16 protein-coding genes and 1 pseudogene are annotated in these 17,753 nt (G+C 62.4%); 7 read left to right on the top strand and 10 right to left on the bottom strand.

All coding sequences use genetic code 11. From position 1 onward, the window contains the following. Positions 1 to 95: 95 nt before the first annotated feature. Together D4A92_RS12580 and D4A92_RS12575 are read right to left on the bottom strand one after the other, a co-directional pair. Positions 96 to 449: a DUF5368 domain-containing protein gene (locus tag D4A92_RS12580; RefSeq protein WP_203013612.1), complete on the bottom strand. Its 354-nt coding sequence runs from the start codon at positions 447 to 449 to the stop codon at positions 96 to 98. Positions 450 to 459: 10 nt separating this feature from the next. Continuing rightward, on the bottom strand, positions 460 to 1,761 hold the full coding sequence (locus D4A92_RS12575) for an NAD(P)/FAD-dependent oxidoreductase (RefSeq protein ID WP_203013610.1): 1,302 nt from the start codon (positions 1,759 to 1,761) through the stop codon (positions 460 to 462). A 451-nt stretch (positions 1,762 to 2,212) separates the two neighbouring features. On the opposite strand from D4A92_RS12575, the gene D4A92_RS12570 reads away from it, so the two are divergent. The 3 genes from D4A92_RS12570 to D4A92_RS12560 are packed head-to-tail and all read left to right on the top strand — an operon-like array spanning position 2,213 to position 8,275. Further along, a complete protein-coding gene (locus D4A92_RS12570; RefSeq protein WP_203013608.1) occupies positions 2,213 to 3,511 on the top strand; it encodes a tetratricopeptide repeat protein in 1,299 nt (432 codons plus the stop codon). Between the two features lie 10 nt (positions 3,512 to 3,521). Next, positions 3,522 to 6,044 carry a FecR domain-containing protein gene (locus tag D4A92_RS12565; protein WP_203013606.1) on the top strand — a complete coding sequence of 841 codons (2,523 nt, stop codon included), beginning with the start codon at positions 3,522 to 3,524 and terminating at the stop codon, positions 6,042 to 6,044. Beyond that, complete coding sequence (locus D4A92_RS12560) at positions 6,041 to 8,275, top strand: CHASE2 domain-containing protein (protein WP_203013604.1); 2,235 nt, start codon at positions 6,041 to 6,043, stop codon at positions 8,273 to 8,275. The genes D4A92_RS12565 and D4A92_RS12560 overlap by 4 nt, the downstream gene beginning before the upstream one ends. An 11-nt stretch (positions 8,276 to 8,286) precedes the next feature. Here the strand turns inward: D4A92_RS12560 and D4A92_RS12555 are convergent, their stop codons facing one another. Continuing rightward, positions 8,287 to 10,557, bottom strand: a complete 2,271-nt coding sequence (locus tag D4A92_RS12555; RefSeq protein WP_203013602.1) for a SulP family inorganic anion transporter — start codon at positions 10,555 to 10,557, stop codon at positions 8,287 to 8,289. Positions 10,558 to 10,756: 199 nt separating this feature from the next. Continuing rightward, entirely contained in the window at positions 10,757 to 11,248 is a 492-nt protein-coding gene (locus D4A92_RS12550) for a DUF721 domain-containing protein (RefSeq protein ID WP_203013600.1), read from the bottom strand. An 82-nt stretch (positions 11,249 to 11,330) separates the two neighbouring features. On the opposite strand from D4A92_RS12550, the gene mutY reads away from it, so the two are divergent. The 4 genes from mutY to D4A92_RS12530 are packed head-to-tail and all read left to right on the top strand — an operon-like array spanning position 11,331 to position 13,802. Then, complete coding sequence (mutY, locus tag D4A92_RS12545; RefSeq protein WP_203013597.1) at positions 11,331 to 12,437, top strand: A/G-specific adenine glycosylase; 1,107 nt, start codon at positions 11,331 to 11,333, stop codon at positions 12,435 to 12,437. A gap of 3 nt (positions 12,438 to 12,440) precedes the next feature. After that, on the top strand, positions 12,441 to 13,052 hold the full coding sequence (locus D4A92_RS12540; protein WP_203013594.1) for an HAD family hydrolase: 612 nt from the start codon (positions 12,441 to 12,443) through the stop codon (positions 13,050 to 13,052). Between the two features lie 49 nt (positions 13,053 to 13,101). Beyond that, positions 13,102 to 13,458, top strand: a complete 357-nt coding sequence (locus D4A92_RS12535) for a type II toxin-antitoxin system RelE/ParE family toxin (protein WP_203013592.1) — start codon at positions 13,102 to 13,104, stop codon at positions 13,456 to 13,458. A gap of 2 nt (positions 13,459 to 13,460) precedes the next feature. Beyond that, positions 13,461 to 13,802, top strand: a complete 342-nt coding sequence (locus D4A92_RS12530) for an XRE family transcriptional regulator (RefSeq protein ID WP_203013590.1) — start codon at positions 13,461 to 13,463, stop codon at positions 13,800 to 13,802. A gap of 174 nt (positions 13,803 to 13,976) precedes the next feature. Here D4A92_RS12530 and D4A92_RS12525 read toward each other — a convergent pair whose 3' ends face one another. The 6 genes and pseudogenes from D4A92_RS12525 to D4A92_RS12505 form a co-directional block, all read right to left on the bottom strand. Then, positions 13,977 to 15,107 carry a site-specific DNA-methyltransferase gene (locus D4A92_RS12525; RefSeq protein WP_203013588.1) on the bottom strand — a complete coding sequence of 377 codons (1,131 nt, stop codon included), beginning with the start codon at positions 15,105 to 15,107 and terminating at the stop codon, positions 13,977 to 13,979. A 193-nt stretch (positions 15,108 to 15,300) separates the two neighbouring features. Next, positions 15,301 to 15,642: an MmcQ/YjbR family DNA-binding protein gene (locus D4A92_RS12520; protein ID WP_203013586.1), complete on the bottom strand. Its 342-nt coding sequence runs from the start codon at positions 15,640 to 15,642 to the stop codon at positions 15,301 to 15,303. 18 nt (positions 15,643 to 15,660) lie between these two features. Continuing rightward, a pseudogene (locus D4A92_RS25095) lies at positions 15,661 to 15,854 on the bottom strand (type II toxin-antitoxin system HicA family toxin). A 7-nt stretch (positions 15,855 to 15,861) separates the two neighbouring features. Beyond that, the gene (locus D4A92_RS12515) at positions 15,862 to 16,104 is read right to left on the bottom strand and encodes a DUF1902 domain-containing protein (RefSeq protein ID WP_203013584.1); all 243 of its coding nucleotides are present in this window, start codon (positions 16,102 to 16,104) and stop codon (positions 15,862 to 15,864) included. Between the two features lie 73 nt (positions 16,105 to 16,177). Further along, positions 16,178 to 16,618: a DUF1284 domain-containing protein gene (locus D4A92_RS12510; RefSeq protein ID WP_203013582.1), complete on the bottom strand. Its 441-nt coding sequence runs from the start codon at positions 16,616 to 16,618 to the stop codon at positions 16,178 to 16,180. A gap of 26 nt (positions 16,619 to 16,644) precedes the next feature. After that, positions 16,645 to 17,235 (bottom strand): biotin transporter BioY, encoded by a 591-nt coding sequence (locus tag D4A92_RS12505; protein ID WP_203013580.1) that lies wholly within the window; start codon positions 17,233 to 17,235, stop codon positions 16,645 to 16,647. Positions 17,236 to 17,753: the final 518 nt, after the last annotated feature.

Raw genomic sequence — 17,753 nt, 5'->3', positions numbered from 1 at the left:
TCAAAGATCCGTGACCTTTTCACCGTAGCCACGGCAAAATTGCAGAGACCGGCAAGCGATGTGCCTGCCGGTCTGATCTGACTTCAACGCGCTTTTCAGCGAGCCGCAGGACGGCTCACCAGCGATTGCACCGTATAGACGAGTATCGCGATGCCGATGGCACCCATGGCAGCGACGCCGAGCAACACGATGACATCGACGGGGCCGCCGATGTCGCCGAAGCCGGAGCGGGTCACGGCCTGGACGAACCAGACGGCGCCGATGGCGCCGACCGGCATGGTAAGCTGGGCCAGCAGAAACTTCTTCCAGGAAACCTGGCGATCGCGGATCAGCACGTAGAGATAGGCAAGCGTGATGACGGCAGCGAATGCGACCATGACCCAGAACAGGGTGTGGCCGAAGATCTCCTCGAGAACCGCAACGATCATTCCGACAGTCATGTCCTTCATGGCATCCTCCTCAGGCGCGACCGCGCAGCATGGCGTTATAGGTGGGTTTCAAGGCGATCTCCTTCATCAACCAGGAAATCCAGAGCTCTTCCAGCGGGGCGATCAGTCCGGGGAAGGACGGGACGAGATTGTCCTTGTAGTCGAACTCGACCAGCATGGCCGAGCCGATGCGGGTGATCAGCGGGCAGGACGTGTAGCCATCGTAGCTTTCCTTGCTCTCGCGGCCCTCGATCTGGGCGACGAGCTGGTCGACCGCGACCGGCACCTGCCATTTTACGCTGGCGGCCGTCTTGCCCTTGGGCACGCCTGCAATGTCGCCGACGGCGAAGACATCGGGGTAACGGGCATGGCGCAGGGTGTGCTTGTCGACCTCGACCCAGCCCTGGCCTACCCATTTGTCGGCCCAGGGCAGCGGGCTGTGCAGGATGACATCGGGCGCACGCATGGGCGGGATGACGTTGGTGAAGTCGTAGCCGAGTTCCTTGTCGCCTTCCGGCGTGGTGAAGGTGGCGATCTTGCGCACGGGATCGATCTTCTTCATCACGTGCTCGTAGACCGTCTCGATGCCTCGCTCCTCATAGAGCATGCGCACCTTTTCGGAGACGATAGGCACCCCGAAAAGCGCCTTGTTGTGGGCAGCATAGACGATCTTGGAGTTGCTGCGGGTACCCTTGCGGGTGAGATAATCCTCGGTGAGGAAGGTGTATTTCAGCGGAGCGCCAGCGCATTTCATCTCGGTCGCCGGGCGCGAGAAGAGGGCAAGACCGCCCTTGTCGGTGAAGCGGTCCATCTCCGCCCAGGTCTTCTCGGCGTAATCAGGGCCTGCATAGACAGAACCGATGCCGTCCTTGCCGATCAGATCGAGCGACATGCCTTCGATCGCCGCGTAGTCGAGCTTCAAACCGGTCGCGACGAAGAGGAAATCGTATTCAATCGCCTTGCCGCTCTCCGTCACCACCTTCTTGCCGTCGGGATCGATTTCGGCCGCACCTTCCTCGATCCATTCGACGCCTGAAGGCAGCCAGTCGGCCGTGCCGGACACAGAATAGGACGCGGGCTTGAGGCCCGCGGCGATCAGCGTGAAGCCCGGCTGGTACCAGTGCTGCTTGCGCGGATCGAGAATGGTGATCTTGGCACCGTCGAGCCGGGTGGACAGCTGGTTGGCAAGTGCCGTTCCGGCCGCGCCAGCACCCAGGATCAGAATGCGGGCACTGGTCTTGACGGGCTGTGCCGTCGCGCCCTGCAAAGGTGCTGCGGCCAGTGCCGCTCCGCCGGCCGCCAGACCGAAAAACTGTCGTCTGCTGGTTTTCATTGTTTCCTCCCCCGGGGTGACGCAGGCGCCCCTCGCCTCTTCTGGATGACGCTTCGCCGAAACAGCTTCGCCTACCGCTGAAGCTCCCATCGTTGATCATCATTCAATATATATACTATTTCGTATCTTCAATGCAACGTAGTTATAGGGATCCAGCACTAGACTGTCGTCGGGGATATCCGCGCCCGCGCATTGCCGCTGGTTCCTCAGGCCTATAAGAATTCATCGCGTATGACCGATGAAGCTGGCAAAGACCCAAACTTGGCCGGTCAGGTCGCATTTAACTTATTCTAACAAGACCTTAACGTGCCCTAGAGATTTAAGCTCGATCAAAGTCAGAGTTCCTTTTCCCATGACGTTTCCGAAGAGCCGGGAGACCTTCTCTCTCGCTGCCCCTCATTTCAGTCTTGCCCTTGCCGCGGTATGCCTGGCGTTGTCCGTGGGCGGAGCCTTGGCGCAGCAATCCCAAAACGTTGCGCCGCGTACGGGCAGCGCATCGATCAACGAGGTCGAGGCCAAGCGCAAAGCCTTGTTCGGCCGGATGATGGCTGCACCCGACGATCTCGACACCGCCTTCGAATATGCAGCGCTGTCCTCCGAAGCCGGCGATCTGGAAGGGGCGATCTCGACGCTCGAACGCATGCTGATCTACGCGCCCGGCCTGCCCCGGCTGCAGCTGGAGCTCGGCGTTCTCTACTATCGCCTCGGCGCCTACGAGACCGCGCGCCAGTATTTTGATGGGGCGAAGTCCGCAGGCGACATGCCGCCGGAGGTCTCCGCCAAGGTCGATCAGTATCTTTCGGCCATCGACCAGCGCGGCGCCCCCTCGCAGTTCTCCGGCATGATCAGGACCGGCATCCGCTATCAGAGCAATGCCAATGCGGGCCCGGGCAATTCGACGGTGACGCTGAACGGCCTGTCCTACACGCTGGACGGCTTGAGCGTCGCAGGCGAGGACTTCAACGGCTTCGTCAATGGCGAGCTGCGCTATCGCCATGACACCGATATCCAGGGACTATCGCTGGAGGCGGGCCTGTCCGGCTATGCCGCCGGCTACCGCGACCGCAACACACTGAACACGGCAGCGGTCGAGGCCTATGCCGGCCCGGTCTTCGATCTCGGACGTTTCGGGCTCGACGACCGGACACTCTCCGTCCTCCTGACCACCAGCGGCGTGCTGATCGAGGGCGACCGGTATATGGCATCCGCCGGGGTCTCGACGACGATCGACTGGCAGGTGACACCGGTCGACACTCTCTCTGGCAGCCTGCAATACCGCTACGAGGATTTTTCCAACACCAAATCCCGCCGGACCGCAAACCTGCAGAGCGGCCATCGGTTCGACGGCCAGTTTTCCTGGTCGCACAATCTCACACAAGACCTAAGCCTGACGGGACGCATTCTTGCGACCCGGCGCGACGCGGAGGTGGGTTACCTGTCCTCCAGCGAACTGGGCGGAGCGATCTCCGGCACCTATCGCTATGCCGCCCTTATCGGCGAAGGGCCAGCCTGGATCACCGGGGTGGAAGCGGCCGTGGCCGGACGCGGCTATGACGATCCCGACAGCATGATCAATTCGGCGGAGCGCCAGCGCGACACCGACTTCAGCCTCAACCTGCGCCAGATCATGCCGTTCAGCGAGCGCGTGGCCCTCGTCGCAGAGGCCGGCTACCGCAAAGTCTGGTCGAACTATGACATCAAGAGCTTCGACAATATCTCGCTGTCGATCGGCATCCAGTCCGCGTTCTAGGAGCATCACGATGAAGCCAAACACCCGTCATGCCCTGCTCGCCGCATCCGCGGCACTTTTCGTCATCATAGCGCATCCCGTCAGCGCGGAGACCGATGTCGCCGGCGTCACCGCGGCGGTCAATCCTGAAGCAAGCGCCATCGACCGCGCAGGCAAGGCGCGGCTGATCTCGCTCGGCGACCCCGTGGTCCGCAATCACCGCATCGAAACGAGCGGTGCCGGCCTCGTGCAGATCCTGCTCGCCGACGGCACCTCGTTTACGGTCGGTCCGAACTCCTCCGTGGTGATCGACAGCTTCGTCTATGATCCGGAGAAGAACACGGCCTCGCTGGCGGCGACGATGAGCAAGGGGGCGCTGCGCTTCATCGGCGGCAAGGCATCGAAGGCGAGCGGCAATGTGACGATCAAGACACCGATCGGCACGGCCGGCATTCGCGGCGCGGTGGTCGATATCAACCTCAGCGGCCAGACGCCCGACGGCCAGCCCCTACCACCGCACATGACGCTGGTTTATGGCAAGGAAGTGCAGCTCACCGGCAATGGCGCGCCGCAGCGGCTGTTCAAACAGGGCTTTTCCATCGTTGCCGGCGACGGCCAGCCGCGCGTCCAGCGCACCCCGCCGCAATGGGTGAGCGGGCTGCAGCAGGTGCTCGCCGGCCGGCCTGGCCAGAGCGGAGGCGCGAGCAATGCGCCGACGGAGCAGACAGTGGCCAGCAGCACGGTTGCCCAGAGCAATTCCGCCCAGTTGCCTTCGGATAACGCCATACCCGTGCCGACGCCGCGCCCGATCGTGACAACACCGGTCGAAGAGGTGGCAAGTGCGTCGCAGCGGGATGTGGGGACGAGGCCGCAGGTGCCGGTCAGCAACGATAATGGCAACGGCGGCGCCGACACCGAGATCGCCGTTTCCGTGCTTTCGCCGACAGGCGGTGACGGTGGCGGCTCCAGTGGGCTAAGGCTTACTGCATCACGCGGGACACTCACCCGCAACGCCGACGGGACACTGAGCGGGACCGACGGTGACAGCAACCGCTTCACCCTGCCGGCGCTGAGCTCTACCAGCGTCTTCACCGAGCGCAACGTTTCGGCCGCGGTCAACGGCACAGCCGTGAGCGGTACGGCTTATACCGGAAGCGGTGGTTTCTTCACCTACATGCTGACGGCCGGCAACGACGATCCCAAGGCCTTTTATGTCATCGGCGGCACGCCTGCCGATGCACGGGAAACACTCTCGACCGGGGAAATCCTGTCGTATGTGCTGGAACCCGATCTGCTTGCTGCGCTGACGAATGGCAGTGGCACAACGATCCCGTTCACCGGTAGTTTCGACGCGGACAGTGACGCAGCCGTGGTGAGCGATCTCCTCGTGAGCGGGGTCAACGGCGGCGGCTCTGTTGTAGGACGCGCCCTCCAGGCCTCGCTCGTCATCAGCGGCACTGGCGCCGGCCAGAAGAGTGCCATCAATATCTTCAGCGGCAGCGTCGAGTCCTTGTCCGGTGGAGGCTATGGCCTCGTCGCCTCGACGGCGGGATCGATCCGCACCGATGCAATCGAGCTCGCCGAGAACAGCCAGGGTCAGGCCGGGAGTATTGGCTCGACCGCCGGGAAGGATCACTTCCTCGGTTCAAACGGCGAGTATCTGGTGATCGGGTCGGGATCGATCGGCGCAACAGAATTCGGCGATCCTGCTCCCGCTTTTCAGGGCTACGAGCAGGTACATGTTGCGAGCCGTGACGACACGGCAACTGTTTCAGGCAGTCGCACATTCAGCGGGAATGTTGACGGCTTCTCCTCCGCCGTGATCCGGCAGTGGGGCAGCAACAATCTGACGCGCGGCAGCTTCAGCCTCAACTTCGACAATGCTGCGGGCACATTCACCGGGGGCATCAGCACGGGCGGCGGAAGCTACTTCGCCGAATTCTACGGAGAAGCCGACCGATCCTATTTGTCCGACCAAGTGATTGCCGGAACCAATTCAAAGGACGGCGCCTATATGGTGTCGTCTGCCGTGGTGCCGGCGAAGATCTTCAACAACAGTACCAGCTCCACAATCTGCAATGCCTGTGAATTCATGACCTGGGGCTGGTGGGGTCGCAATGTCTATGGCGAAGTCAACTACACGGTTCATCTCGGCAACTGGATCATCGGCAAGCAGCCGGAGAACAGCGCCCTGCCGACCTCGGGGACCGCAACCTACAACGGCAATGCGGTCGGCACCGTTCTCAACGACGGTGCTCAATATATCGCCACGGGGACGATGACCTCGACGATGAATTTCGGCACGCGGTCCGGGACGGTTTCCGTTTCCAACTATGACAGCAAGAGTTTCAGCGCCGGGGTGAACTTCGGCAGCGGCGCGGCGACTTTCAGCGGCAACGTGACGAGCGGCGTCGCCTCGGGCACAGTCACCGGCGCTTTCGCCGCCAACGGCACCGACCCGGTCCAGGGCATCATGGGCAACTTCACGGTAACGGACGGGAGTTGGGGATCGACCGGGATCTTCGCGGGCAGCACGACAGGCGTCGTTCCGTGACGAAGGCAGCCGGCGGCCCGCGCCCCGAACAGAGACAAGGACGGCCGACATTGCGCCGCCTGTCTTCCTCGCAGCGCCGCAAGCTCGGCGTTGTGCTGATCGGCCTGGCTGCACTCGTGGCGGTCATTGTCGGCCATGCCGCTTTCTCCTCCCAGGCCTTTCGGCTCACGGCGCTGGTCTTCGACACCTATCAGGTGATGAAACCGCGTGACGCGACCGATCCGCCGGTCGCGGTCATCGATATCGACGAAGTGTCGATCAGCAAGCTCGGACAATGGCCCTGGTCACGCGGTACGGTGGCCGAGATGGTGACCAAGGCAAGCGGTCTTGGCGCGGCAGTCATCGGCTTCGACATCGTGTTTTCCGAACCGGATCGAACGGCGCCGGTGCGGCTCGTCGAAGCGATGCGGCGCCAGGGGATCGCCATCGACATCGGCGCCGATCTGCCTGACCCGGACGCCCAGCTGGCCGACGCCGTCGCCTTAAATGCCGTGGCGCTCGGGATCGCGCTCAGCAACGAGACCACCGTGCCGGCACCGGAGCCGAAGGCAGGGTTTTCGTTTCTGGGACCCGACCCTCGGGCGCGGCTCACGCCCTATTCAGGCGCCTTGTCGAACCTTTCCGCGCTGACCGAACGCGCGACCGCAATGGGCTATTTCTCCTTCCCGCCGACGCCTGACAACATCATCCGCACCTTTCCGCTCGTCTCCATGAGCGGCGACCTGCTCTACCCGGCGCTTTCGATCGAGGTGCTGAGGATCGCACAACAAGAAGGCTCCTTCGTGCTGCGCTCGGCCGGAAGCGAAGAGGGCTCGGCCTTCACCGACCTCAGGGTCGGGACGCTCGACGTGCCGCTCTCGGCCGACGGCGAGATCTGGATCTACTATTCCGGCCTGCCGAATATGCCGGTGATATCGGCCGCCGATCTCTTCGATCCGGAGAAGGCTGAAACATTGGCAGGGCTGATCCAGGGACGCATCATGCTGGTCGGCACCAGTGCCGTCGGACTGCGCGATATCGTGGCCACACCGGTCGATCCGGCCATGCCCGGCGTCAAGGTGCATGCCGAGATCATCGACCAGATCGCCAGCGGGGTATTCCTTCAGCGGCCCGACTGGATCATCGGGGCAGAACGGGCAGCAGCTATTATCGGCGGCCTGATCCTGCTGACGGTCCTCGCAACAGCCGCCCCTGCACTTTCTTTGGCGACAGGCACGGTTCTGGCCGGGCTTGTCGCTGGCGGATCCTGGCTTGCCTTTTCCCGGGCGCTGACGCTTTTCGACCCGCTGATGCCCATGGCGGCCCTCGGAGCAGTCCTGCTGACCGCCCTGCCCCTCCTCCTGATGCTCACCCATCGGGAGAAACGCTTCGTGCGTGAGAGCTTCGGGCGCTACCTCTCTCCGACCCTGGTCGAACGCCTCTCCGAAAACCCGGCGGGGCTGACGCTTGGCGGCGAGGATCGCGAGCTCACCATCCTGTTCTCCGACATCAGGGGCTTTACCAGTCTCTCCGAAACGATGACGCCGACCGAGCTCACCGGGCTGCTCAACAACTTCCTGACGCCGATGACCGACGTGCTTTTAGAGCGCGAGGCCACGATCGACAAATATATCGGCGATGCGATCATGGCCTTCTGGAACGCGCCGCTCGACATTGCCGAACATCCGCAGAAAGCGTGCCTCGCGGCGCTCGACATGGTCGCAGCCCTCGACCGGCTCAACCGCGAGAGCGGCATGAACCTGAAGATCGGTATTGGCCTCAACACCGGCATGGCCTGTGTCGGCAATCTCGGCTCCGACCAACGCTTCAGCTATTCCTGCCTCGGTGACAGCGTCAATCTCGCCTCGCGCGTCGAAGGGATGACCAAGCTTTACGATATCTCGATCCTGGTCACCGAGGAGGTACGGGCTGGCACGACCAGTCTCGTTTTTGCGGAAGTGGACCGGGTGCGCGTGGTCGGGCGGCAGGCGCCGGTGACGCTTCATGCGCTGATTGGGGTTGCGAACGCGACGAGTTCGGATCTGGCTGATCTGCTGCAAGTCCATGCGGCATTCATCGCTGCCTGGCAGGCGGGCGATCTCGGAATTGCACGCAACCTCCTGAAAGACCTTCTGGCACTGCCGCGGAACCCGCTCTCCGGCACGCACAGGCTCTACAGTGAACGGCTCGCCATGCTGCCGGAAACTGCTCCGGCAGACTGGGACGGCGTGTTTACCGCGAGCAGCAAATAGCCCTCGAACTGCTACTCGTGCAGCGACTGGACAACCCGGTTGGCGATGGTCAGGCGTTCGGCGAGCGTGGTGGCACAGAGGCGGTGGACGAGAAGCGCCAGCTCGGGATCGGCCTGCTCGAGATAACGCAGCTGGCGCCGGGCCAGGCGATAGACGGTCGAGGGCACTTCCGCGACGACGTCAGCCGTGCGCGGGCCACCGCGATAGATGGCGATCTCGCCGAGCACGACGCCAGGCTTGACGGTTCTCAAACGCAGGCGCTTGCCGTTGGCGAGCACGGCCTCGACCTTGGCGCGGCCCGTCCAGAGTAGGAAGAGATCCTCTCCCGGTTCCCCCGCCCGGATGAAACGATCACCCGTCTGCAGGCGGATTTCCTCCATCGAGGCGACCAGGTCCTTGAGCCTTGCACTCGGGCCAATGGTCTGGGCGAAATAATCCTCGATATCCTGCCAGGTCTCTTCGCGACTGATGGCGGCGATCAGCCGTTCCTCACAGCGCTCCAGGGCATGGTCGAGATCACGCTCGCGGCCGACAGAAGGGTCGGAGACGAAATCGATGCCGTTTCTGGCGAGGGCCTGCTCGATCTCGGGCGAGAGGCTGCTGAAGACGAGCTCGATCTCGCTGCCGGCCAAGAGGTTGCGGATCTTGACAAAGGTGGCGGCAGCGGCCGCATCCATGCCGCTCACGCGGCGGAAATCGATGACGACAAAGCGCAGCGACAGGCGGCTGCGATCCTGCTGTCGGCGCCGGATCGCCTCGATGATCTGTTCTGCCGTTCCGAAGAACAGAAATTCCTGCAATTCCAGCACCTGGACCTGTTCGCCCTCCAGCTCGATCAGGCTGTTTTCTGCCGGCGGGCGGTCGATGCTGCTCTTGCGTTCGCGCAGCGAGGCGTTGACGCGGATAACCGAGAGACGGGCATAATTGTAAACGAAGCTGGCGATGGAGAGCGCGAGGCCGAGGGCCATGCCGCCCATGAAACCGAAGGCGGCCATGCCGAGGGGAATGGCGAGGACGACCAGCCACTCCATGCGCGGCAGTTGCGTGCGTGTGCGCCAGAGCCAGTCCTGGATCAGTTCAATGCCGAGCGCGATCATCAGACCGGCGGCCACGAAAGTCGGCATGGCGCCGGCCAGTTCGCCGGCAAAGGGCAGCATCAGCGCCAGCATGAGGGCAGTCGCGATACCGACGGAACGGGCCTTAGCCCCCATGCGGTTTGCCAGCAGCGTCATGGACAGACCGGTAAAGCCGGGCGCACCACCGAAGCCGCCAGCCACGATATTGGCGATGCCGGTCGTGCGCAGTTCGGCATCGGCATCGATTTCCTGGCGGGTCGCGACCTCCAGGCCACTGGTGTTGAGCAGCAGCCCGACCATGCCGAGCAGCGCCACCGAGATGATCGCCGGCAGGGCATGGAGGACCACCGACCAATCGGCAGAGGCGACGACTTCGACGGGGTTCGGGAGGGCAAAACCCTGATCCGCAGACATGGCCGGCAACCACTGCATTGCCCTTGCCTGCTCGCTTTCGACACCGATCACCGCCAGCATGCCATAAAAAAGGAGACCGCCGCCAATGAGGATGAGCGGCATGGTCAATGGGCTCGTCGAGCGCCTGATGGCAAAGACCATGACAATCGAAAAGACAACGGCGACATAGAGATTGGCGATCGCCTGCTGCCCCTCGGGGCGGACCAGGAGATCGACGAGGTTGCGGTCGCCGATGATCATCATCACGGCGCCCTGGATGAGCAGCCAGCCGGAGCCGGCGAGGAAACCGGCGACAACCGGATAGGGCATGAAGCGCACCAGCCGGCCGAACCGGCCAAGGCCGAAAAGCCAGAAAACCGTACCGGTGACCACGGCGCTCGATCCGAGGATGGCAAAGGCAGTGGCGACCTTGACCTCCTCGGGGGCCAGTTCGAGCTGCAGGGTGGCGGCGGCAATCGCGGTCGCAAGGATAGCGATGCTTGCCTCCTGCACCTGTCCGATGCTCGAGGGATAGCGGCTGCGCAAGGCAATCCACAGAGCCATGACGATGCTGGAGAGCAGGATGACGCCGACGCCCATGGAAAAGCCCGCCGCCAGCGGCCCGGCAAAGATCAGCGCGGCAAAGGCGATGCTGGTGCCGAGGCCATCGATGCCGGCGATCAGTGCGAACAACACGGGAGCGACATGGCGTCTCGCCGCGCTTGGAACCGGATAGCGCCATGCCCGCTGTCGTGAGACGACATCGACCGCAGCCTTGCGATCCGGGGCTGGCGCTGGATTGTGGATGTTCACGGCTTTTCCTGCTGATGAAAAGGCATTCGCCGCCGGGATATCAGCGGGCTCATCGACTGGTAGACGGCGCTGGCGTGACGGGCAACGCGACCATCCGGATCGGCCCAAACTTGGCCGGATCGGGTGTAGAAAAAGGCTTCAGTGGAAGGAGACAACCCGTCGCCTTCAACGGGTCAACGCCTCAGGGGAGAAGCGACGGCTATTTGCGCTTTGCCTGCAAAACGGCAGTACCCAGACGCTCGACGGCGCGACGCAGGTTCTCGTTTTCGATGCCGTCCATCATCGCTTCCAGCCGGCGGGCCTTCTCACCTTCAAGCTTGCGGATACGGGGTCTGGTGGTCGCCACCGAAACCGGTTTCTGGACGATGCGTACCTGGCCGATTGCGGGATAGCCGAAGAAGCCGTTGATGCGGGCGATCAGCTCGCCCTGGGCATGGGAGAGAAAGAGCGCACGCGCGCCCTCGCAGGCAACCGTGAGCACGCCCGGACGGTGGCCGCCATCCTCAGGCAGATCGGAGCGGCGTGGCCAGGCGATCTTTTCAGGCCGGGTGCAATCGGCAAAACCTTCGCCGACAATGTCTTCCCAGGAGCCGAGCAGCGCCGTGTTGATGCCCGCACGCCTTGCCAGCACCGGGTCGACGATGCCATTGGCAATCTCGGAAATCTGGTTTGCGCCCTTGAACGTGGCCATGGCCTCTGGGGATCCTTAAAATCCGCCCTTGAATGGGCGACTGCTTTGGCCAGATATAGGCCATCCTCCCCTCTCTTCGCAAATGACCGGCGTGACACTCCCCAGCAAAGCACCGACAAGACCGACGGCCGCCACGCTTCTTGCCTGGTATGACCGGCATCATCGCGAGCTTCCCTGGCGCATCTCGCCCGCAGCGGCGAAGCGCGGAGTAAGACCCGATCCCTATCACATCTGGATGTCAGAGGTGATGCTGCAGCAGACGACGGTTGCGGCGGTGAAGGCCTACTTTGCCAAGTTCGTCAGCCGTTGGCCGACGGTGAAAGATCTTGCGGAGGCGCCGAACGAGGATGTCATGGCCGCCTGGGCAGGGCTTGGCTATTACGCCCGCGCACGCAATCTGAAGAAATGCGCGGAGGCGGTGGCATTAGAGCATGGCGGCGTGTTTCCCGATACCGAAGAGGGGTTGCGCGCACTTCCGGGCATTGGCGACTATACCTCGGCGGCAGTTGCGGCGATCGCTTTCAACCGGCCATCCGCCGTCATGGACGGCAATGTCGAGCGCGTGATCTCGCGGCTCTTTGCCATCGAGGCGCCGCTTCCGGGATCCAAGCCGCAGATGAAGGCGAAGGTGGCGGAACTGACGCCGACCGACCGGCCCGGGGACTTTGCCCAGGCGATGATGGATCTGGGGGCCACGATCTGCACGCCGAAGCGTCCGGCCTGCGCGCTCTGTCCGTTCAACGATGCTTGCGTCGCGCTCGCGACCGACGAGCCGGAGCGTTTTCCGGTGAAGGCGGCAAAGAAGGCGAAACCGCTGCGCCTCGGCGCTGCCTTCATCGCGGTCGATCGCGAAGGACAGATCCTCCTGCGCAAGCGCATCGACAGCGGGCTTCTCGGCGGCATGACGGAAGTGCCGACGACCGAGTGGACCTCGCGACAGGACAGCGAGACGGGGATCGAGGGTGCCCCCTTCCCCGCCGACTGGCAGGCGGCGGGCGCGATCTCCCATGTCTTCACCCATTTCGAGCTCAGGCTTTCGGTATTCCGCGTCGGGCCGATCGACCGCCCCCCCGTCAATCACGGTTTCTGGGTGCCGGTCACCGAACTTGATGGTCAAGCGCTGCCGACTGTCATGAAGAAAGCAATTGCAGCGGCTATTCCAACCGCCTTTCCAACACTCAAAGGTTAAGACATGACCGAAATCCGCCATATCGTCTTCGACATCGGCAAGGTGCTGATCCATTACGATCCCAACCTGCCTTATCAGCGGATCATCCCGGACGCCGACGAGCGGGCGGAGTTCTTCGCAACGGTCTGCACGCATGACTGGAATATCGAGCAGGACCGCGGCCGCAGCTGGGCCGATGCCGAAGCGCTGCTGATCTCAGAGTTTCCCGAGAAGGAAGCGCATATCCGCGCTTTCCGCAAACACTGGGCCGAGATGGTGCCGCATGCCTATGAGGACAGCGTTTCCATCATGACCGGTCTGATCGATTCGGGCCGCGACGTGACCATGCTCACCAACTTCGCCGCCGATACCTTTTCCGAAGCGCGCAAGATGTATCCCTTCCTCAACCTGCCGCGCGGCGTGACGGTCTCAGGCGAAGTGGGCCTGATCAAACCTGATGTGGCGATCTATGAGCGGCATGCGAAGGATTTTGGGCTTTCGCCAGAGCACTCCGTCTTCATCGACGACAGTCTAGCGAATGTCGAAGGCGCGCGGGCTGCCGGCTGGCAGGCTTTGCATTTTACGGGTGCGGAAAAACTTAAGGCGGATCTGCAGGCGCTGAGCGTCTCTGCCTGATCAAGAAAAATGCTCTTGAGCGCATATGCATTGAAGAGCATATTGAGCCATGAGTTGGCCCGTTCTTCTGCATCCGGATTTCGAGCCGGAGTTTCAGGCCCTGCCGGAAGCGGTGCGGGATGAAATCTTCGTCTCGCTGCCGATGATGAAAACCTACGGGCCGACGCTTGGCAGGCCCTGGGTGGACACGCTCAAAGGGTCGCGCTTCGCCAATATGAAGGAGCTGCGGTTTCGAGCGGCCGATGGTGTCTGGCGACTCGCCTTTGCCTTTGATCCGAAGCGGCAGGCGATCCTGCTGGTCGCAGCCGACAAATCCGGCGTGAGCGAGCAGCGGTTCTACAAGGTGCTGATCGACAAGGCCGACAGACGCTTTGCCGCGCACTTAAAAACTGTCGAGGGTGAATGATCATGGTACGTGCCTTGGACGATCTGCTGGCGGAACTGCCGAGCGAAAAGCGGAAGGACCTCGAAGCGCGCGGTCAGGCTCGGCTTGAGGACTATCGGACCCTGCAGGAACTGCGCAAATCCCGGGATCTGACGCAGGAGAAGCTTGCCGCCCTGCTCGGCATCAATCAGGAGAACGTCTCGCGCCTCGAACGGCGCAACGATCTGCTGTTGTCGACGCTGAGAGACTATGTGGAGGCTATGGGAGGAGATCTGGAAATCGTCGCTCGCTTTCCGGATAGGGAACCCGTGCGGCTGAGTGGCCTTCTCCAGGATACGGAGACGGAACGCCCATCGAAGGAATAAGGCGCTGGCGCGGGTGGAGTTGGCGGACCCCTGCCCGCGCCAGATCGATCCCTTGAGATCGAATGCAGCCCGATTAAAGGCTTCGACTTGCTCGAAGCTGATCACAAGAATGTGAAGTTATTCTAACTTATATTAAAATCGGATCGGCGCGATTTAGGGGCCGATCCGATGTTTTTACTCCAGGCCGCCCATGCGGCTGCGGATGATCGAGCGCAGGTCGTCGATCGGCTTCAGGGCGCCCTTTTCTTCGACATGCCAGAAGGTCCAGCCATTGCAGGCATCGAGCCCTTGCACCTTGGCACCAACGCGGTGGATCGAGCCCGCCTCGCCATTTGCCGTCAACGTGCCATCGGCACGGATGATGGCGGAATGGCGGCGCTTGGCATCGGTCAGGACCTGGCCGGGCTTCACGAGGCCGGCCTCCAGCAGCACGTTGAAGGCGACGCGGGGTTCGGCCTTCTTGCCGGTCAGGACAGTCAGTTCGACCTTGCCCAAAGGCTCGACGGCGGCAATGCGGGCCGAGGCCGCATCGATGTAATCCTGCTCGCGCTCGATGCCGACGAAATGGCGACCGAGACGCTTGGCGACCGCACCCGTGGTGCCAGAGCCGAAGAAGGGATCGAGCACGATGTCGCCCGGCTTGGTGGAGGCCATGATGACGCGGGCGAGAAGCGCTTCCGGCTTCTGGGTCGGATGGACCTTCTTGCCGTCATCGCCCTTCAGCCGTTCGCCGCCCGAGCAGATCGGGAAGAGCCAGTCGGAGCGCATCTGCACGTCATCGTTCGAGGCCTTTAGGGCATCGTAATTGAAGGTATAACCCTTGGCCTTCGGATCGGGCGAGGCCCAGATCATGGTCTCATGGGCGTTCTGGAAGCGACGACCCTTGAAGTTCGGCATCGGGTTGGTCTTGCGCCAGACGATGTCGTTGAGGATCCAGAAATTCAGGTCCTGAAGCGTCGCGCCGACGCGGAAAATGTTGTGATAGGAGCCGATGACCCAGATCGTGCCTGTCGGCTTCAGCACGCGGCGGCAGGCCAAGAGCCAGGCGCGGGTGAAGGCATCATAGGCTTCGAACGAGGCGAACTGGTCCCATTCGTCGTCGCAGGCATCGACGAGCGACTGGTCGGGACGATGCAGGGCACCGCCGAGCTGCAGGTTATACGGCGGATCGGCGAAGATAACGTCGACGGATTTGTCGGGAAGGGCTTCGAGAGCGGAGACGCAATCGCCCTTGATGATGCTGTCGACCCAGGCAAGCGGGTCGGACGAACGGCGGAGTTCGGCAATCGGAAATACAGAAGCCATCGGTTACTCACTCTTACGCTGACGCAGCACGGGAACACGAGGCTTATGGTTACCGAACTTGGTTACCGAAGGGTGAAGAGGGTTGAGAATTTGTGCGGGGATGGGATGCTCCATCTTCTCCCCAGTGGGGAAAAAGATGTCGGAATGACAGATGAAGGGTCGCGAAGCTTCTTGTTTTCCTTGGCAATACCCCTCACCGCCCCGAATCCCAGGCCTTCACCACCGCTTTCTTCGCCTGCGCTCGCCAGACACGCGTCAGGTTTTCGCGCGCCCATTCGAGGTCGAGCCGGTCCGGACGGGCGAGCACCAGCCGATGGGGTCGGTGATGATCAGTGGTGAAAAAGGTGTCGGGCTCCATCTCGATCAGGTGGTCGCGCTCCTCGAAAGGGACCTTAAAGACCGGACAGTCATGGGTCGGGTTCCAGAACAGCATGGCCTTGCCGTTGACCTTGAAGGACACGGCATTCCAGGAGGTGGTTTCCTCCGTGGTCGGCAGGGCAAGGATGATCTGGCGGAGCATGTCGAGGGTGATCATGGCTATTTCACCTTCCACTCAGAACGCTTTCGGCAGACCTGCCTGTTTGAGCGTTTCGTTGGCTGTATGGCGGGACTTCACACCGTGATCGACGGTGAAGTGGCGATTGGTGATGGGGCTATACAAATCTCGTGATCGCCCTTTCCCGGCCGCACGAAGGTGCAGCCCGCTGCGGACAAGCGCTCCTTCAACTCGCGGAGATAGCTTGCCATATCCGCGTCAAAAGCTCGGGTTCGGCACCTTGCCGATCTGTTCGGCAACAATGTGTACAGGAATTTCCGGCAGATCCGAGCCGACCCCGTTCAGCTCCAATAGATCTGCGACAGCCGCCATGACCTTCGGTTGAAGCTTTTCCATGCTCTCCGACTCAACCGCAAGACCTTCGATATCATGGCTTGTGGCCACCCAGACCTCAGCCTCGTCGTCCCAGGTCGCGCGCACGATGATTGACCGCATGTTCATTGTGTTCACTCCCAAGGCAACAGCATTGATCAGCGGAGCCAATATACTCTGTGCTGTGACATAGACGAAGCCCTCATTTTTCGCAGGAGTGGTAGACACTCACCTTCACACCCAGATAGTCGCCATCCGCGACATGATCGCAAAGGCCCGCCCATTCGCAGCCCGAACAGGCCGCGCGGATCTCGCCGGTGGCGAAGGTTTTCCGGAGGCGGGCGATGAGTGCGGCTGATGGCGTGAGGCGGGCGCCCGGCGGCAGCGGGCTGCCGATCAGGCGGGCGATGGCGTCTGCTGCCACCCGGTCCCGCTCGATGACGCCTGGCCCATGGCAATGAGCCTCCGGATCTGCGGTCAGCGGGCCGCAGATATCGTCCGGCCCCGCCACCAGCTCGATCTCCTCGCCTTCGGAAAGACGCGTGGCGATTGCCTCGTAATTCTCGACGAAGGCGGGCGAATAGCCCCTGCCGACATAGGTCAGCACGCAGAGCAGGTGGTGGGCGCGGAGCCGGACGGTCATGCGTGTTTCAGTCTGTTGTCAGGCGCTCAGAGGTCGAGCCTGCTCGTCTGGCGGCGGGCCAGCGCCAGCAGCAGAGCAGCAGCGAGCGCGGATTTCAGGACGGCACCGAGGATGAAGGGTGTGACGCCGAGGCTCAAGCCCTTTTCGGCACCGATCAGATAGCCAAGCCAGGCGCCGCCGATGCACAAGCACAGGATGTTGGCGGAGAGATGGGCGATGAAGCTCTTGACCACGTGGCTGCCCGTCCAGCCCTTTTCGGCGAGGTAGCCTGCGAGCGCTGCGATGATCGGGAAGGCTGCGAGATAGCCGGCCGTCGGGCCGACAAAGGGCGCAAGACCGCCGCTGCCATTGGCCAGCACCGGCAGGCCCATCAGCGCTTCCCCCAACCACGCAAGCACGGTCAGTGCGCCGAGACGCCAGCCATAGAGCACACCGATCATGGTGAGCGCAAAGGTCTGCATGGTGATCGGCACCGGCACCATGGGCACAGAGATCTGCGAGGCAAGCGCCAGCACGCCCGTGCCGAAGAGGAGAAGGGAGGCCTGCATGGGAAGCGAACGGCCCGATATGCCGAGCGGATCGAAACCGCGAGTAGCGGGCGCGAGAATGGTCGTCATGGGCAAACTCCATTTTATAGATAATTTGAAGTGACGAAGAATCTTTTATCTATGGAATCGGCGGATGCCAAGGTGTTGGGTTGAGGAATCTTGGGCAAGATTGCTAAACTAGGGATTGGATTTGGTGATCGCGGCACGATCTGGTGGCAGTTAGTCCCTTTTATCTATAATTTTATACTGAGGGATGGCACCTTGCCCCTCACCCCTCCCCTCTTCCCGGAGGCGGGGAGAGGGTGGCACGCGTGGTCGGCGCTTCGGCCTTCTCCCCGCATGCGGGGAGAAGGTTCCGGCAGGCGGATGAGGGGCTGAGCGCGCAAACCCTCCCCCTGAGGTGCCTGCGCCAGCAGGCCTCGAAGGGCGAGACCATGGAGGAGCCCCTCGTCCTTCGAGGGGAGCATTCGCTCCCGCCTCAGGACGAGGGCTGGTCAATGATAGACGCCGCCAACACCCTCCCCTTGAGGGGGAGGGTCGGACCAAAGGTCCGGGGTGGGGTAACCCGACGTTTCCAGAAAACGAAG

Origin of the sequence: Rhizobium rosettiformans (genome assembly GCF_016806065.1) — a bacterium.
Classification (GTDB): Bacteria; Pseudomonadota; Alphaproteobacteria; order Rhizobiales; family Rhizobiaceae; genus Allorhizobium.
Note: the sequence above shows the minus strand (reverse complement) of the source record. Positions and strands in the feature narration are given on the sequence as shown.

Excerpts from the sequence above, each read along its gene's own strand:
- D4A92_RS12580 (WP_203013612.1), bottom strand. The coding sequence starts at position 449 with ATGAAGGACATGACTGTCGGAATGATCGTTGCGGTTCTCGAGGAGATC.
- D4A92_RS12575 (WP_203013610.1), bottom strand. The coding sequence starts at position 1,761 with ATGAAAACCAGCAGACGACAGTTTTTCGGTCTGGCGGCCGGCGGAGCG.
- D4A92_RS12565 (WP_203013606.1), top strand. The coding sequence starts at position 3,522 with ATGAAGCCAAACACCCGTCATGCCCTGCTCGCCGCATCCGCGGCACTT.
- D4A92_RS12550 (WP_203013600.1), bottom strand. The coding sequence starts at position 11,248 with ATGGCCACGTTCAAGGGCGCAAACCAGATTTCCGAGATTGCCAATGGC.
- mutY (WP_203013597.1), top strand. The coding sequence starts at position 11,331 with ATGACCGGCGTGACACTCCCCAGCAAAGCACCGACAAGACCGACGGCC.
- D4A92_RS12540 (WP_203013594.1), top strand. The coding sequence starts at position 12,441 with ATGACCGAAATCCGCCATATCGTCTTCGACATCGGCAAGGTGCTGATC.
- D4A92_RS12535 (WP_203013592.1), top strand. The coding sequence starts at position 13,102 with ATGAGTTGGCCCGTTCTTCTGCATCCGGATTTCGAGCCGGAGTTTCAG.
- D4A92_RS12530 (WP_203013590.1), top strand. The coding sequence starts at position 13,461 with ATGGTACGTGCCTTGGACGATCTGCTGGCGGAACTGCCGAGCGAAAAG.
- D4A92_RS12525 (WP_203013588.1), bottom strand. The coding sequence starts at position 15,107 with ATGGCTTCTGTATTTCCGATTGCCGAACTCCGCCGTTCGTCCGACCCG.
- D4A92_RS12520 (WP_203013586.1), bottom strand. The coding sequence starts at position 15,642 with ATGATCACCCTCGACATGCTCCGCCAGATCATCCTTGCCCTGCCGACC.
- D4A92_RS12515 (WP_203013584.1), bottom strand. The coding sequence starts at position 16,104 with ATGAACATGCGGTCAATCATCGTGCGCGCGACCTGGGACGACGAGGCT.
- D4A92_RS12510 (WP_203013582.1), bottom strand. The coding sequence starts at position 16,618 with ATGACCGTCCGGCTCCGCGCCCACCACCTGCTCTGCGTGCTGACCTAT.
- D4A92_RS12505 (WP_203013580.1), bottom strand. The coding sequence starts at position 17,235 with ATGACGACCATTCTCGCGCCCGCTACTCGCGGTTTCGATCCGCTCGGC.